This window comes from Shewanella ulleungensis, from assembly GCF_014648315.1.
Taxonomy (GTDB): Bacteria; Pseudomonadota; Gammaproteobacteria; order Enterobacterales; family Shewanellaceae; genus Shewanella; species Shewanella ulleungensis.
The window spans coordinates 25,561-39,992 of the sequence record NZ_BMQW01000001.1; the positions used below are offsets into that span (position 1 = coordinate 25,561).

The window sequence follows — 14,432 nt, forward strand, 5'->3', positions numbered from 1 at the left end:
TATTCAAGGATACGCATGACCACTGCTAAGTTTGTCGAAGGACCTATTTTACGTCACATATTGGTGATGAGTTCAACCGCGGCGGTCGGCATTTCGGCGTTATTCGTTGTTGATTTACTTGATATTTTCTTTTTAAGCTTATTAGGCGAAATAGAACTTGCAGCTGCAGCGGGCTATGCCAGTACTATCTCATTCTTCACCACCTCTATTGGGATTGGATTATCGATTGCACTAGGGGCATTGGTGTCTAAAGCGGTGGGCGCAAAAAACATTGAATTAGCTAAAAGGCTGTTTTTAAACAGTGCAATAGTAACGTTAATCACCAGTGTGCTGGTGGCCATTGTTGTGTACATTTTTATTCCAGAGTTACTGGCATTAGTGGGTGCAACAGGACGAACCGCTGAACTGGCTGAAAGCTATTTAACAATTTTGGTACCTTCGTTACCATTTATTTGTTTGGCCATGGCGTTAGGCGGTGCGTTACGTGCCGTGGGCGATGCTAAATTATCGATGATGTCGACACTCGCAGGTGGTGGCGTAAATGCGGTTCTCGATCCTATCTTTATTTTTACATTGTCTATGGGTATAGAAGGAGCTGCCGCTGCATCGGTATTGGCGCGTATTGCGGTATTTATTATTTCAGCCCGTGGTGTTGTGGTTAAACATAAATTGCTTGGTCGATTCTCATTGCTTGAATTTAAACAAGACTTAGGCGTTATTTTTGCTATTGCTGCACCAGCAATGTTAACGAATGTGGCAACGCCTATCGGTAATGCCGTGGTTACTCGAGCTATTGCGGATTTTGGTGACAGTTATGTTGCTGGCTGGGCTGTGGTTGGCCGATTGATTCCGGTTAGCTTTGGGATGATTTTTGCTTTATCGGGTGCAGTAGGGCCTATTGTGGGGCAAAACTTCGGTGCAAATGAGTTTGAGCGAGTGAGGTTAAGTTTAACCAAGGCCATCCAATTTTGTGTAGTGTATGTATTGGCGATGTCGTTGTTATTATTTTTACTAAAAGATGTGATTGTAAGTAGTTTTGACATGAAAGGGGATGCTGCTGAATTGATTGTGTTTTTCTGTCAGTATATTGCTGTATTCTTTATCTTTTCGGGGATATTATTTATCGCCAACGCCTCATTTAATAACTTAGGTAAAGCCAAGTATTCAACGTTATTTAATGTTGGAAAGGCTACGATTGGTACCATTCCTTTTGTGTATTTCGGTGCGCAATGGGGCGGGGTGTATGGCGTCTTAATTGGGCAGGTGATTGGCGCGATTATATTTGGCATTATCGGTATTGTATGTGCTTATCGATTAGTTGATAAAATCAGTCAACAAGGTTTAGTGTCAGCGGGGGCCAATAAGCAGCTATTGGAAGATGATGCAATCAACATTGATATGGTTGCCGCACCTTCACCTATGCCAGGACGAACTCAGATGGCTCAGTTAGACGAAGAACCTTTATGCAAACAATTAGCTGAGCAAGAGACCCGCAAGTGATAATACTATTTCGCTAAAAATATGAACTGATAGCAGCGTCAATTTCTGACAATTTTTTGCATCCATAAAACACATCAGTTTGGAATGGAATTAAGCTGCAGGCTCAATGATTTCCTATTCGAAGCCCCACTACCTTGATGTGATTATTGGGCCATGACCAATAGCCTACAATGATCTCTTCGGTATAAGGAATGAGATAATCTAGTTTATTAACCATTAAAAAAGCCCTTATTGCATTTAATAAGGGCTTTTTAGTCTTTAGCATTTACGCTGCTAATGAGTTATTTGTTGTCAGGTTCTTCTGCTGTAGTGTCAACAACGGTTGACTCAGTTGTTTCACTCGTGGCTGCGACTTGTTCCGCCGCTTCTGCTAACGCGATTTTTTCACGTTCGGCTTTAGAAATGTAACGGTCAACAGGCTTGTTACTTGGATTCGATGGCACAACTTTGTTTGCACGCGCTTTAGCGCGTTTGGCCAACTTTTTGATCATCTCTTGCTTTCTATTCATCTGACTTCTTACTGTGTAAACGACAAACTATTCATATCATTTCAGAAGATAAATGGCTTATCAATACGTGGAGACGCTGGTCTAACGGCCGTCGGCGACTTCACGAGAAAATTGGAGGCTAATTCTAGCTCAATTGCCGCGCTGGATACAGTAGTTTATAACAAGCAGAACAAAGAGCCGTTCAAGTGAACAGCTGCTCAGACATTAACGGCCGAACTTTTTAATGTCTTCTTCGGTTGCACCGTCGTTACACTCACCGCGAACTTCTGCACGATCGGGTTCCACATAACGACTGAGTTCTACAAAGCTCGCTTTGCAGTAACCGCTCATTTCGATGGTTTTTTGTAGGCCCAAATCAACTTGTTGATGCCACAGTTCGAGTCGTGCTTCTGCATTGCGTTGTTCAATTAAATAACTTTGAATGTCCTGTTTACGACGGTTTATGCGTTGGTCATGAGGCTGATCATTAGGCAATGGGCGATCTGTAACCGTGGCCAGTTTCGCTTTATAGGTGAATAGCTTAATACCGTCACCTTTTATTTGGGTACTAAAAGTGTCGCGAAATTGTCCGGCAAAATCCATTGGGTCAGGTGGGCTCGAACTGCATGCACTCAATAACACCACGCTACATATCAGCAGACTATTTTTAAACACAGATAAACCCCTAAAGCAAAATAATGGTGTAAATCATAACCTAAGCGGTTGGACGGATGATAGCCCACAGCAAGGTAAATTAACTTAAAGATATTGTTTACACTTTTGAGTAGCAATAAATAAGCCGCAACAAGTGCGGCTTATTATCAATGCGTAATGGAACTAAGCAAAGCGTTCGTTTAAATAGCTCGTAATGGCTTTAGATTCGTACAACCATTGTGTTTGCCCGTCTTGTTCAATACGTAAACAAGGAACTTGCAACTTCCCACCTTCTGCGGTGAGCAAGGCTTTGTTTTGTTCTTGCTTAGCATCAACAATGTTGATGTTTAAATTTTGACGACGCATTTCGCGGCGTACTTTCACACAAAATGGGCAAGCAGCATATTGATAAAGCGCCAATGACTGAGTTTGTTGGTCGATAATGGCTTGTTGCTCTTGCGGGCGTTGACGTTTTTTAGGTGAAAATACAAAATTTAATAATAAAATAATTCGACCTAAAATCCAGCGAACAATAAACATATCTATCCTCAAGTATCATTATGTGAAGACCACCTCTTTGTTGTGGCGTGGCCTTAATTAAATTATCCGCAGTCTACTCCAACTTAAGCGCAGATAACAAGCTCAGCTTATTTAGCTTGTAGTTCTAATAACGCCATTGAAGCAGTCTGGTTGGTGTTTATACGGCTTTCGAGTACAAATACCTTACCCGCATCGATTTGGCCTTGTTCAACTAAATAAGCTTTAACAGCTCTTGCGCGTGCTTGAGCGAGCAAACCTAAATCATCCATGCTGACTTCTTGATTGTTTTTTAACATATTATAAAGTGCAATATGCCAGCGGGTAGTAAGTTCTTGTGAGCTAAGCTCTGGGGCTTCTGCTAGCAATGTTTGTTTGATGTCGTCTGGCAGTTGTCCTAAGTCCTTTTCTACTAGTGCATAAAGTGCATCCGTTAGCGGGCCTGATACTGGGAACTGACTTGCCGATAAATGCTTAGGCAGCGCACGCAGTTTGATGGCAGCCGTTTTGGCCAATTTTTTATGAAGTTTGAGTTCTGCCAGTGCCGGTTTATCGTTCGCAACATCAACACTCCCCTTAATATTAAGATTTAATAACGGTCTTTCTATTAAGGCGCTTGCGAGTTTGTCTAGAGTGATTTGTTGTTGGTGCTCAACGGTGCTGACACCATAATCAAAGCCGACTTTATCTATGGCTTCTTCATTGCCAACCAGTCCTGCAATGAATGAGAATGGTGAAGTCACCGCTTTGGTGATTAGGTTACCTATGGCATTAATAATAATGCTGCCAAAGCTAAAGCTGGGTGAGTTAATGTCGCCAGACACATCGACCCCTAAATCAATTACTCCGTGACGGTCTTGCAGCAATGCTACTGCCAAGCTAATCGGTAAGCTGGTTGCTAAGTCGCTATTACTGCGTTTACCCAGTTTGAGCTGGTCTATAACCAAATGATTGCTGCCAACAAGCACGTTGTTTTTGAGTTTATAGTTTAAATCAAGCGACAGTTGACCTTTGTCTATGTAATAACCTGCATAAGTGCCCGAGTACGGATTAACTGATGTGAGCTCTACTTTTTTGAAGTTGAGGTTTAAGTCCAAATACGGTTGTTCTAGAAGAGGATTGACATCTCCTTTTAACGTCACTGGTGCATATTTATCAATTTTACCGGCTAAATCGACTGATGCTGTTGTTTGCGGGTTAGATGATAAATTAGTGATTTCGCCATTTAGCATTTCGATGCCCGATGCAAAATTAGGGGTTAACGAGTTATCCGCAAAAAAGGCAGAGCTGTCTTTAACGCCAATTTTATTAATGTTTAGTTGCATTTCAGGCGTGTTGGTTGCGGTAACTAAAGAGGGATCCGCGACGCTGTCACTTAAGTTATTAGCAATTAACTCAGGTTCAGTCGATGTCTTGTTTACTGTCGAGTCAGCTGGGGCTGAGTCATTGTTATACATCAGTTGGCTAATGTTAGTGCTGCGGTCAGCAGAAATAATTAAACGCGCGAAAAGGGCATCGAAGTTAATCTCATCTATATCAATTTTGGCTTGTTTACGATCATAAGACAGCTGATTTATCGCCATGGTGTCCCAATTTAATAAAGGCTGTTTAAGCACATTATCTTTAATGTCGAGCTGTTCAATTTTGGCACTACCTTGATAAGTTAAGGTGTCCTTAGCGTCTGCAGTCAGTGTTCCTTGAGTTGAAAATACTCCATCTTCTAACGTGACATTAATATAAGGAGCGATGTAAGGCTGCAAGCGTGTCAACATCATGTTGCTAAAATCGATGTCAGCAAGAATACTTTGTGCCAATACATCGATTTGACCATTGGAGCTCAACTGGCTCTGCTCGTTAATCACAGTTGAGAATTGATAATCTATAGGACTGGAGAAGTCTGATATGACTTTGCCTGTACTGACATTAATTGGACCCAGTTGCCAAATGATGATGTTGTCGCTAGCGATGCCTTCGCCTAATGTAACTTGAAATTGCTCTAGCTTGAATTTGTTGAGTGTGACGAGCCATGGTTGGCTTTGAGCCGCAGTATCGGTAGATTCAATAGTCGTAACTGTATTTGTGGTTTCAGTCGTTGCGGTTGCAATAGCTGTAGCTTCAATCTCTGCGGGGTTAGTCGCAGAGGTTGTATCGTTATTACTCACAGCTAACGCGGAATTTTTAGGAAGCAATAAGGCAACTAAGTCTGCACCTGTTGGAGTAATATTGAGGTTGATTTTACCCTTTTCACTGTAAAATTCATCTATGGTGACCTGTTGTTTTGGCGTATCAACACTGATGTTATTTAATGCAAGAACACCAATCGAGATTTTTTCATCTTGTTGGTGCACCGCTTTTACGTTTTCAATTACCACACGTGCTTTAGTAATGTTAATGTCGCTTATTGGCTCGAGTTCGGCATTTTGAAGTGCAACACGAAAGTGTCCATTTACGCTGAGTTGGCCTTGGGCTAAATTGATGGCAAACAGTTGGTCGATAAAAGACCAGTAACGCGATAAATCGATTTTGGCGACGTTAATATTTCCTTGGAGCATGAGCGGTGTGAGTTGCAATTGTCCTTGCAGGCTTAATGCTCCTTTGAATTGATCTTCAATGGCGATATTAAATTGATTAACCAGGTTTTGTTGATCATCAATAGCAGCCATGATGCTGTCAAAGTGGCTTAGTTTTAGCTGGATATTCGGGTAGCTTATTTTTGTGTCGGTAACTTTGTCGTTTAGTGTGAATGTTCCGTCAATAAGTTGAATGTTAGCCATACGCATCGACAACATTTCTGCTGATTGAGGTTGTTGCTCTGCTTGTTGCGTGCTGCTATTACTGGCAATACGTTCAATAATGTCGGTAAAGTTAAACACATCATGTTGTTGGCTGTTTTGACTGCGGCTCACTTGGATTTTAGGTTGCTCAAGCACTACATCTTCGAGTACCAATCCCATTAACCGAATAGATTGCCACACTTGTAAGTTGGCATATAAACGCTCAAAACTAACAAACTGAGAGTCTTGTTTTTGTTCGTTAATAGCAAAACCTGTGACCTTTAACTCTGTAGTAAACGGATTGATTTCAATATTTTGTAATGTCACCTGACGGCCTAATATGTCGCTTAATTGCTGTGGCAGTTGTTGTTTAGCGACCGCAGGGATTAACCCGCCTAAAATGGCACAAAAGAATAGATACAAGCTTACGAGCCAAAATAGCCATTTTTGATAGCGAGGGCGGCGTTTAAAACCTGTGCGGAGTTGAGCAAAAAAGGATGTCATAGGAGATTTCTTGATAAATGCAGGGTCACAGTTAATCATAGTAACAAATAAAATTCCTTACTAGGGATTATTTTACAGTAGAAACAGATTAATTTACTTTGATCTTTATTGATGCTAAATTGTTAAGTATATAAATTAAGTTTATGTAATTAATAGATTTTATATTCATGTTGCGGCGATATTTTGTTCGCTAAGTAAACCAGTGCTTTGTTCATAATAAAATTCATTGTCTGTTTGCGCATAAACCAGCAGGTTGTTAACGGCGCGTAGCACAGTGACTCATTCACTTAATCAATAGCGATTAATCCCGCTGTGATGACTACTTTCAAGGATGAAAAATGCAAATTCGTCTTGCTTCGAGCATCGATTTAGAACCACTGAGCACCTTATTTGATTTGTATAGACAAAAATTAAACCAACCCAAGGATTATGCAGCTTGTCATGCCTTTTTAAAGCATCGCCTTGCTGAAAACGACACCATGATTTTTGTGTGCATCAAAGACGATAACATGGTGGGATTTACGCAGTTATATCCATCATTTTCATCTTTATTACTAGCACCCGTTTGGTATTTAGAAGACGTGTTTGTGTTAGCGGAATATCAACAACAAGATGTCATTGAACTCATGTATTTAAAGGCTGAACAGTTGGCGCAGAGCACTGGAGTGTTATTGATAAATCGTGATGAGCAACGTTCTGAAAAACTGCAATGTACTGCCTAAGCGTTATTACCTTGCAGTTTATTAACTGACACTGACAACAAGCTATAAACCTCGGTTCCATTTTCTGATAAAATGACCGAGGTTTTTTTGTGTCCTCTTTTTGGTTTTACACTTAAGGTGCATGCCAATAACTTGGACGAGATAATGTTAAGGAACAGAGATTGAACAAGAGCGTAGCGACAAATTTAATAGCCGCCATTTTTGTATTGGTCGGTTATGGCTTAGATCAGCAAATCCTATTAACCATAGGCTTATTTGCTTTATCTGGTGCAATCACTAACTGGTTAGCGATCCATATGCTGTTTGAAAAAGTTCCAGGGTTATATGGCTCAGGAGTCGTGCCATCACGTTTTGAGGAGTTTAAAGCCGGTATTCAACATTTAATGATGCAACAATTTTTTACCCAAGAAAACATCGATCGTTTTTTAACGAGCAGCAGTGCCAGTAATATTGATTTAACTCCCGTTATTGAAAAAATTGATTTAGCACCGTCTTTTGATGCGCTGGTTGATACGATTGAGAAGTCCTCATTTGGTGGCATGCTAGCCATGTTTGGCGGCACTGAAGCGCTTATCCCATTAAAAGAGCCTTTTATTGAGAAAATGAAACAATCTTTAGTCGAATTAGCGCAAAGTGATCAATTTAACGCTATTTTAGTTAATGAGCTTGAGCAACCGAGTGTCATGGCCGATATGCAAGCTAAGGTCGCTAATATTGTAGAGCAACGCTTAAACGAGTTAACTCCAGAATTAGTTAAGCAGATTGTACAGGATATGATAAAAACGCACCTAGGTTGGTTGGTGGTGTGGGGCGGCGTGTTTGGTGGCATTATTGGTGCAGTAGCTGCATTTATGCAATAAGACGAACCATAAAGCATTGACTCTACCCATTTATCGACTCGCTTTATGCTTACCATCTAGTAGCCATAGTGTTTAATACCAATATCAGAGGCAAATATGAGTCAGCACAACAAGATTAATTATTTAGAAATACCTGTAAAAGATCTGTTGGCGACTAAAGTGTTTTTTTCGCAAGTATTTGGATGGCAGTTTCAGGACTACGGTCCTGATTACAGTTGCTTTTTACAAGTGGGCATAGACGGCGGTTTTTATCAGTCTCCTAGTCAGTTTACTTTAGCAACAGGCTGCCCATTAATTGTGCTCTACAGTCAAGATTTACTGGCCACACAAACTGCAATTACGCAAGCCGGCGGTGCTATCAGCCGTGATATTTTTAGTTTCCCGGGTGGTAAGCGTTTTCACTTCACCGACATAAATGGTAATGAATATGCCGTATGGTCAGAATAATCGCTCAACAGTTGAAATGCCATGTGTTCGGCATTGCTGCCTAGACAATAATGATGTGTGCTTAGGTTGCCATCGGTCGTTAGATGAAATCTTAGGATGGCATTCTATGAACGATCAACAAAAAAGCGCGTTGCTAGAGATCATGCAGCAACGCGCTATTACAGGTAAAAATCGTTAATTTATTGCTTCACTCTTGTATTGCTTAATCTGCTTGCGGTTCAACATCGGTTCTAAACAGAGTAAACCCACGAGCTTGATAATTGTGAAGTGCACTTGGGTGATCTAGCGAGCAAGTATGCACCCAAACGCGGCAAGTGTTAGGCAATGCCCATGCTTGTTCGATGGCTTGAGTTAATAAATAGCCGCCAAAGCCTTGACCAATAAAACGCTCACCAAGGCCAAAATACATTATCTCAACGTTACCGCCCTCTTGCTGTTGTAATTCAAAATAGCCAGCTGGAGCCCCCTCTAAATAAGCCACATACAAATGTAAATTGTCTGCTTCGCTGTAGGCTTGCCATTGGCTGTCTGACCAGCTCAATTTGTCGGTCCATTGCCATGCAGCGCCCACAAACTGGTATAGAAAACGGTTAAATTGGAATTGTTTTATATTAACCTTGACGAGTGACAAGCGTTGATGTGTATTTTTAGGCATTAACTGTGTTGGTGACGTCATTTCTAAATTAAATATGCTTATGTTTTTCATTGAGTTTTATAGCCATTGAGTGTTAATGAATAATAGTGATTATTACGTTATATTTTTGATTGGTGCTACAGGTGTCTTTAACTATTTTGGTAAATATTAATCTAATCCACAACGCAAGTATTCGTTTTGGACTGAAAAATAAATCAATCTTGCTCTATTGTGAGATTTCATGGGTTAGGATAAAGTCTTCGCGTCTTTAACTGGCCATTTTTATTGAGGTTTATATGTTCGAATGGATTGCAGATCCACAAGCATGGGTTGCGTTAATCACCCTCATAGGATTAGAGATTGTATTAGGTATCGATAACATTATTTTTATCTCGATAGTGGTATCAAAATTACCTGTTTCTGAAAGAGATAAAGCGAGAAAAATTGGTATAGGCTTAGCCATGTTTGCAAGATTGGCATTGCTATTGAGCTTATACTGGATAATGGGGTTGGTTGAACCTATTTTTACAATCTTAGAGCAAGCTATTTCTGGAAGAGATTTGATTTTGATTTTTGGCGGTCTATTTTTGCTGGCTAAGTCAACTCATGAAATCCACAGTAGTTTTGAAGTTCCTGAAGATAGCCAGCGAGATATTGTCTCTGTTGGGTTTTACTCTGTGCTGATCCAAATTGCTGTACTCGATATTGTGTTTTCTTTGGACTCTGTGATTACTGCGGTAGGGTTAGTGAGTAATATTTCTATCATGATTATCGCAATCATTATTTCGGTGATTGTGATGTTATTTGCATCTAAACCTATCAGTGATTTTGTTGACAGTAATCCAACCATCAAAATGCTTGCCTTATCTTTTTTATTGATGATTGGTTTTACACTGGTTGCAGAGGGCTTAGATTTTCATGTGCCTAAAGGGTACATTTATTTTGCAATGGCCTTTTCACTCGTTGTTGAGCTTATTAATATCAAACTTAAAAAGAGTAAAGATTCAGGCACTATCATATTGAATAAAAAGATGAACGATAAAGAGGTTGATTGATTTTAGTTATTTTCTTTATTGAAGTGTTTGTTTAGAGCGTATTTATCTTTGTCGATTATTTGATCACGAACGATAAACACGCATAGAGTTAAAAACTGCTACAGATTATCTTGATGATGATTGTAGCAGTTTTTGTTATTTCAAATCAGTAGCAATTAATACGCGCTGGCATGTACGTTTTTAACGGCACGGCCCGATGGGTCGTTAATGCCTTGTAAGCTTGCATCCCACAATAGCGCTTCTGGAGTAGAGCAGGCCACTGTTTTGCCACCTGGTACGGTTTCAGCTGCACTGGTTAGTGGGAAGAACTCTTCAAAGAAGCTGCGGTAGAAGTAGGCTTCTTTTGACTCTGGTGTGTTATATGGGAAACGGAATTTAGCGTTAGCAAACTGCACGTCATCTACGTTGGCAGCTGCGTGAGCTTTTAAGCCATCAATCCATGAGTAACCCACACCATCACTGAATTGCTCTTTTTGACGCCATACCACTTCTTTCGGTAATTTATGTTCAAATGCCTGGCGTAAAATGTGTTTTTCGATACGTCCATCTTTTGACATCTTAGCTTCTGGGTTTACACGCATTGCCACGTCAATAAACTCTTTATCTAAGAAAGGTACGCGGGCTTCAAGTCCCCATGCTGCCATGGCTTTGTTAGCACGTAAGCAGTCAAATAAATGTAGTTTGTCTAGTTTACGCACCAGTTCTTCGTGGAATGCTTGAGCGTTTGGAGCCTTATGGAAGTACAAGTAACCGCCAAATAGTTCGTCTGCACCCTCGCCAGATAACACCATTTTAATGCCCATAGCTTTAATTTTACGAGCCATTAAATACATTGGCGTAGCAGCACGAATGGTGGTGACATCATAAGTTTCTAAGTGATAAATCACTTCTTTAATCGCATCTAAGCCTTCTTGGAAGGTGTACACAATCGGGTGATGAATGGTGCCAATGGCATCAGCTACTTTTTGTGCGGCAACTAAATCTGGTGATTCAGCTAAACCCACTGCAAATGAGTGAAGTTGTGGCCACCATGCGCCCGTTTCGCCATCGTTTTCGATGCGGTGTTTAGCAAATGTTTGGGTAATAGCTGACACCACAGATGAGTCTAATCCGCCAGACAATAATACGCCGTAAGGTACATCTGACATTAGCTGACGTTTAACTGCGGCTTCAAGTGCATCACGTAATTCTTCTACACTGGCTGGGTTGTCTTTAACTGCGTCAAAGTCTTTCCAATCGCGCTGGTAGTAGTGAGTTGGTTTACCATCTGCTGAGTAGAGGTACTGACCAGGTAAAAACTCTGCTACGGTTTTACACACTGGCATCAGTGCTTTCATTTCTGAGGCAACATAAAAGTTACCTGATGAGTCAAAACCTGTGTATAGCGGGATAATACCAATATGATCACGGCCAATTAGGTAAGTGCCTTTAGCTTTGTCGTATAACACAAAGGCAAAGATGCCGTTGAGTTTGTCTAAAAAGTCACAGCCGTACTCTTGATAAAGCGATAAGATCACTTCGCAATCTGAGTTAGTTTGATATTGGTATTTGTCACCTAACTGCGCTTTAAGCTGCTTATGGTTGTAGATTTCTCCGTTAACCGCTAATACAAGGTTGCCGTCGAGGCTGATGAGTGGCTGTGCGCCGTGGTCTACGTCAACAATGGCAAGACGTTCATGGGCTAAAATTGCTTTGTCGTCAGCATAAATACCAGACCAGTCTGGACCGCGATGACGCAGTAATTTTGACATTTCTAAAGCAACTTGACGTAGTTGGCTTGCATCAGTTTTGATATCTAAAATTGAAAATATTGAACACATAATACGGCTCCAGCAGCGTTGGCTAATCTTTATCTGTTTGCTACTTTGCCAGCATTTTTGTTAATAGCCAAGTAAGTTTTTTGAGATAACATCATAAATATGGTGTTTTTAATGATTTTATCTCTTTATGATTGAGTTTTAATTGTGTGTTATTTAATAAAAGCTGGTTTTCGTTGTTAGATCTGTAATTATATTGCAAATATCGTCAAAATATTCATGATTTATCAATTCAAACTCAATTAATGCTTAGTTGCACTGAACAAGTGCGTTTGTTGTTTATTTGAGCAATCAGGCCATTTTAGGGGCTCGAGAAGTAGAAATTGCTAAGCGTTAAACTAACGATGCACTTATTTTGTGCGCTCATTTAACACATTAGGGCATAAGGTAAGCAAACTTAACTTTGGATAACATAAGCTTTCCATACAGCCCTTTGTCTTTCTAACAGCATTGAATTAACTGCAATAGGCTACTATTGGCGCGTTAATTCGCTTTGTTAGTAAAACCAATTACAAGCTTGAAAGTGTATTGAAGTTAACATATTGATTTTAAAAATTATCAATATATTTCTAATACAGGGTTCTAGTTAAGTAAGGCTATATAATTGAAAAAAGCCCATCAAAAATTAATGGGCAAATCCTTGGGTGGGAAGGAATAAGGATACCGCGGTAGTGTTAGTCTGCCGGGCGAAGTAGATGAAACTCAGAGCCAGTATAATAGCCTGGCCAATCTTGATTGTTCCCTAATGCATGAGCCGCTTGGTAATACACGCCCAGATCTTGCAATGCACCAGATAAATCCCAATCTGCACGGTAATGATCGCATACGTTGTGATAACACCCTTTCATTTGTTCGCTCATTGCGGCTTTGTACTGCGCTGTCGCTTCATCAAGTGGCTGCGCGCCGCCACCGGCAAATACGGCAGGGACACCTAACCTGGCAAAGCTGAAATGATCTGAACGAAAAAAGCCGCCAGAAGCAGGGTTACTCTCGCCTGTTGTAACACGATGTTGACTCGCAGCAGCCTTATCTAGATACTCTTCCAATTCAGATTGGCCTTTGCCAACAATAGTGTAATCTTTAGTTTTTCCATACACATTGGTGCTGTCGAGATTGAATACAGCGACTGTTTTATCGATTGGATAAAGTGGATTGGCCGCGTAGTAGCGTGAACCGAGTAAGCCTTGCTCTTCACCTGTTGTGGCAATAAAAGTTAACGATCGTTTAAGGCCATTACCCGCTTTAGCTTGCTGGGAAAATTGACGCGCTATTTCTAATATCCCAGCGGTGCCCGAGGCATTATCTAGGGCGCCATTGTAGATTTTGTCGCCCTCTTTACTGTCATCGGTACCAATATGATCCCAATGTGCGGTAAATAAGATATGTTCATTCACTTGGCTTGTACCAGGTAACGTGGCCACGACATTATAGCTGTCGGCATATTCGGCTTTATTAGTAAATTCGATGGAGGCGTTTTGGGCTAAATCGACGTTTAATGCACTGTCTGCTGCGCGGTCCATTAATGAGCTTAACGACAAACCCGCTTTATTAAATAACTGCTGGGCACTGTCTAAGGTTATCCAGCCTTCAACTTGTACTCGTTTGTCTTGTTCTGCTTTGTTAAGCACTAAATCTTGTTGCGCACCAGTCCAGCTGTTTTCAACCACAGACCAAGGGTAAGATGCCGGTTTGGTGTCGTGAATAATAATCGCGCCGAGCGCACCTTGGCGGCTAGCTTCTTCAAATTTATAGCTCCAGCGACCGTAATACGTCATGGCATTGCCATTAAACTTCTTATCATTAGGGTGTGCAAAGCCTGGATCATTAACCAAGATAATGGCTATTTTACCTTGCATATCGATGTCTTGATAATCGTTCCAATCATATTCAGGTGCGTTGATGCCGTAACCAACAAACACCAATGGTGCATCCTTAATACTCACTTGTTGATTATCGTGGCGACTCCCCAGCACAATATTTTGGCGATATTGCATCTCAATACCCGCTAAATTAACCTGTTGTTGCTCGCTGGGCGTGTAGCTGACCATAGGCACAGGTTGTAAATAGCTGCCATTATTCGCGCCGATAAGGCCCATGTCGGTAAACGCGGCAGACAGATAGTCGAGAGTGAGTTTTTCGCCGAGGGTGGTGGGTGCGCGGCCTTCAAATTTGTCTGATGATAAGGTTTTTATATCGGTTCTAAAACGTTGCTCGTCAAAGCTCATTTGAGTTATTTTTGTGGAAGTATCTTGTGGTGCTGTGGTTGACTCACCACCATTACATGCACTGAGCAGCGCTACAGCGCAAAAAGGAAACAATCGTTTCATGCTCTATCCTGATTATCATTTTTATATTTTCGGAGCAGCATAATGAATCAAGCCAGCGCGCTATGACAAGGGCTCTGGCTTGATAATGTGTTACCTAATGTAAATGTAATCGT

The 14,432-nt window shown here is 40.9% G+C and carries 13 protein-coding genes; 6 read left to right on the forward strand and 7 right to left on the reverse strand.

Translation table 11 applies throughout. The features are described from left to right. Positions 1–15 precede the first annotated feature (15 nt). Positions 16–1,500 carry an MATE family efflux transporter gene (locus IEY40_RS00150; RefSeq protein ID WP_188952213.1) on the forward strand — a complete coding sequence of 495 codons (1,485 nt, stop codon included), beginning with the start codon at positions 16–18 and terminating at the stop codon, positions 1,498–1,500. Positions 1,501–1,781: 281 nt separating this feature from the next. On the opposite strand, the gene IEY40_RS00155 is transcribed toward IEY40_RS00150, so the two are convergent. The 4 genes from IEY40_RS00155 to IEY40_RS00170 all read right to left on the reverse strand — a co-directional run bounded on the left by IEY40_RS00155 (position 1,782) and on the right by IEY40_RS00170 (position 6,457). Continuing rightward, positions 1,782–2,009 carry a DUF2986 domain-containing protein gene (locus IEY40_RS00155; RefSeq protein WP_188952215.1) on the reverse strand — a complete coding sequence of 76 codons (228 nt, stop codon included), beginning with the start codon at positions 2,007–2,009 and terminating at the stop codon, positions 1,782–1,784. 204 nt (positions 2,010–2,213) lie between these two features. Then, positions 2,214–2,663 (reverse strand): hypothetical protein, encoded by a 450-nt coding sequence (locus IEY40_RS00160; protein WP_188952217.1) that lies wholly within the window; start codon positions 2,661–2,663, stop codon positions 2,214–2,216. Positions 2,664–2,825: 162 nt separating this feature from the next. Further along, entirely contained in the window at positions 2,826–3,182 is a 357-nt protein-coding gene (locus tag IEY40_RS00165; protein ID WP_188952219.1) for a glutaredoxin family protein, read from the reverse strand. 107 nt (positions 3,183–3,289) lie between these two features. Next, positions 3,290–6,457 carry a DUF748 domain-containing protein gene (locus IEY40_RS00170; RefSeq protein WP_188952221.1) on the reverse strand — a complete coding sequence of 1,056 codons (3,168 nt, stop codon included), beginning with the start codon at positions 6,455–6,457 and terminating at the stop codon, positions 3,290–3,292. A gap of 338 nt (positions 6,458–6,795) precedes the next feature. Between IEY40_RS00170 and IEY40_RS00175 the strand changes: the two genes are divergently transcribed. From IEY40_RS00175 to IEY40_RS00190, 4 genes are all read left to right on the forward strand, one after another. Beyond that, positions 6,796–7,179, forward strand: coding sequence for a GNAT family N-acetyltransferase (locus IEY40_RS00175; RefSeq protein WP_188952223.1), 384 nt, complete (start codon positions 6,796–6,798; stop codon positions 7,177–7,179). A gap of 161 nt (positions 7,180–7,340) precedes the next feature. After that, positions 7,341–8,039, forward strand: a complete 699-nt coding sequence (locus tag IEY40_RS00180; RefSeq protein ID WP_188952225.1) for a DUF445 domain-containing protein — start codon at positions 7,341–7,343, stop codon at positions 8,037–8,039. A 96-nt stretch (positions 8,040–8,135) separates the two neighbouring features. Next, positions 8,136–8,486, forward strand: a complete 351-nt coding sequence (locus tag IEY40_RS00185) for a VOC family protein (RefSeq protein WP_188952227.1) — start codon at positions 8,136–8,138, stop codon at positions 8,484–8,486. Continuing rightward, entirely contained in the window at positions 8,461–8,664 is a 204-nt protein-coding gene (locus IEY40_RS00190; protein ID WP_428848131.1) for a DUF1289 domain-containing protein, read from the forward strand. The genes IEY40_RS00185 and IEY40_RS00190 overlap by 26 nt, the downstream gene beginning before the upstream one ends. A 24-nt stretch (positions 8,665–8,688) precedes the next feature. On the opposite strand, the gene IEY40_RS00195 is transcribed toward IEY40_RS00190, so the two are convergent. Beyond that, on the reverse strand, positions 8,689–9,192 hold the full coding sequence (locus IEY40_RS00195) for a GNAT family N-acetyltransferase (RefSeq protein ID WP_188952231.1): 504 nt from the start codon (positions 9,190–9,192) through the stop codon (positions 8,689–8,691). Between the two features lie 224 nt (positions 9,193–9,416). Here IEY40_RS00195 and IEY40_RS00200 point away from each other — a divergent pair, with 224 nt between their 5' ends. Then, a complete protein-coding gene (locus IEY40_RS00200; RefSeq protein WP_188740810.1) occupies positions 9,417–10,175 on the forward strand; it encodes a TerC family protein in 759 nt (252 codons plus the stop codon). A gap of 155 nt (positions 10,176–10,330) precedes the next feature. Here IEY40_RS00200 and asnB read toward each other — a convergent pair whose 3' ends face one another. Both asnB and IEY40_RS00210 read right to left on the reverse strand, forming a co-directional pair. Next, positions 10,331–11,995 carry an asparagine synthase B gene (gene asnB / locus IEY40_RS00205; protein WP_188952233.1) on the reverse strand — a complete coding sequence of 555 codons (1,665 nt, stop codon included), beginning with the start codon at positions 11,993–11,995 and terminating at the stop codon, positions 10,331–10,333. A gap of 671 nt (positions 11,996–12,666) precedes the next feature. Further along, positions 12,667–14,319 carry a M28 family metallopeptidase gene (locus tag IEY40_RS00210; protein WP_188952234.1) on the reverse strand — a complete coding sequence of 551 codons (1,653 nt, stop codon included), beginning with the start codon at positions 14,317–14,319 and terminating at the stop codon, positions 12,667–12,669. Positions 14,320–14,432: the final 113 nt, after the last annotated feature.

Excerpts from the sequence above, each read along its gene's own strand:
- IEY40_RS00175 (WP_188952223.1), top strand. The coding sequence starts at position 6,796 with ATGCAAATTCGTCTTGCTTCGAGCATCGATTTAGAACCACTGAGCACC.
- asnB (WP_188952233.1), bottom strand. The coding sequence starts at position 11,995 with ATGTGTTCAATATTTTCAATTTTAGATATCAAAACTGATGCAAGCCAA.
- IEY40_RS00155 (WP_188952215.1), bottom strand. The coding sequence starts at position 2,009 with ATGAATAGAAAGCAAGAGATGATCAAAAAGTTGGCCAAACGCGCTAAA.
- IEY40_RS00185 (WP_188952227.1), top strand. The coding sequence starts at position 8,136 with ATGAGTCAGCACAACAAGATTAATTATTTAGAAATACCTGTAAAAGAT.
- IEY40_RS00195 (WP_188952231.1), bottom strand. The coding sequence starts at position 9,192 with ATGAAAAACATAAGCATATTTAATTTAGAAATGACGTCACCAACACAG.
- IEY40_RS00170 (WP_188952221.1), bottom strand. The coding sequence starts at position 6,457 with ATGACATCCTTTTTTGCTCAACTCCGCACAGGTTTTAAACGCCGCCCT.
- IEY40_RS00200 (WP_188740810.1), top strand. The coding sequence starts at position 9,417 with ATGTTCGAATGGATTGCAGATCCACAAGCATGGGTTGCGTTAATCACC.
- IEY40_RS00210 (WP_188952234.1), bottom strand. The coding sequence starts at position 14,319 with ATGAAACGATTGTTTCCTTTTTGCGCTGTAGCGCTGCTCAGTGCATGT.
- IEY40_RS00190 (WP_428848131.1), top strand. The coding sequence starts at position 8,461 with ATGAATATGCCGTATGGTCAGAATAATCGCTCAACAGTTGAAATGCCA.
- IEY40_RS00165 (WP_188952219.1), bottom strand. The coding sequence starts at position 3,182 with ATGTTTATTGTTCGCTGGATTTTAGGTCGAATTATTTTATTATTAAAT.
- IEY40_RS00150 (WP_188952213.1), top strand. The coding sequence starts at position 16 with ATGACCACTGCTAAGTTTGTCGAAGGACCTATTTTACGTCACATATTG.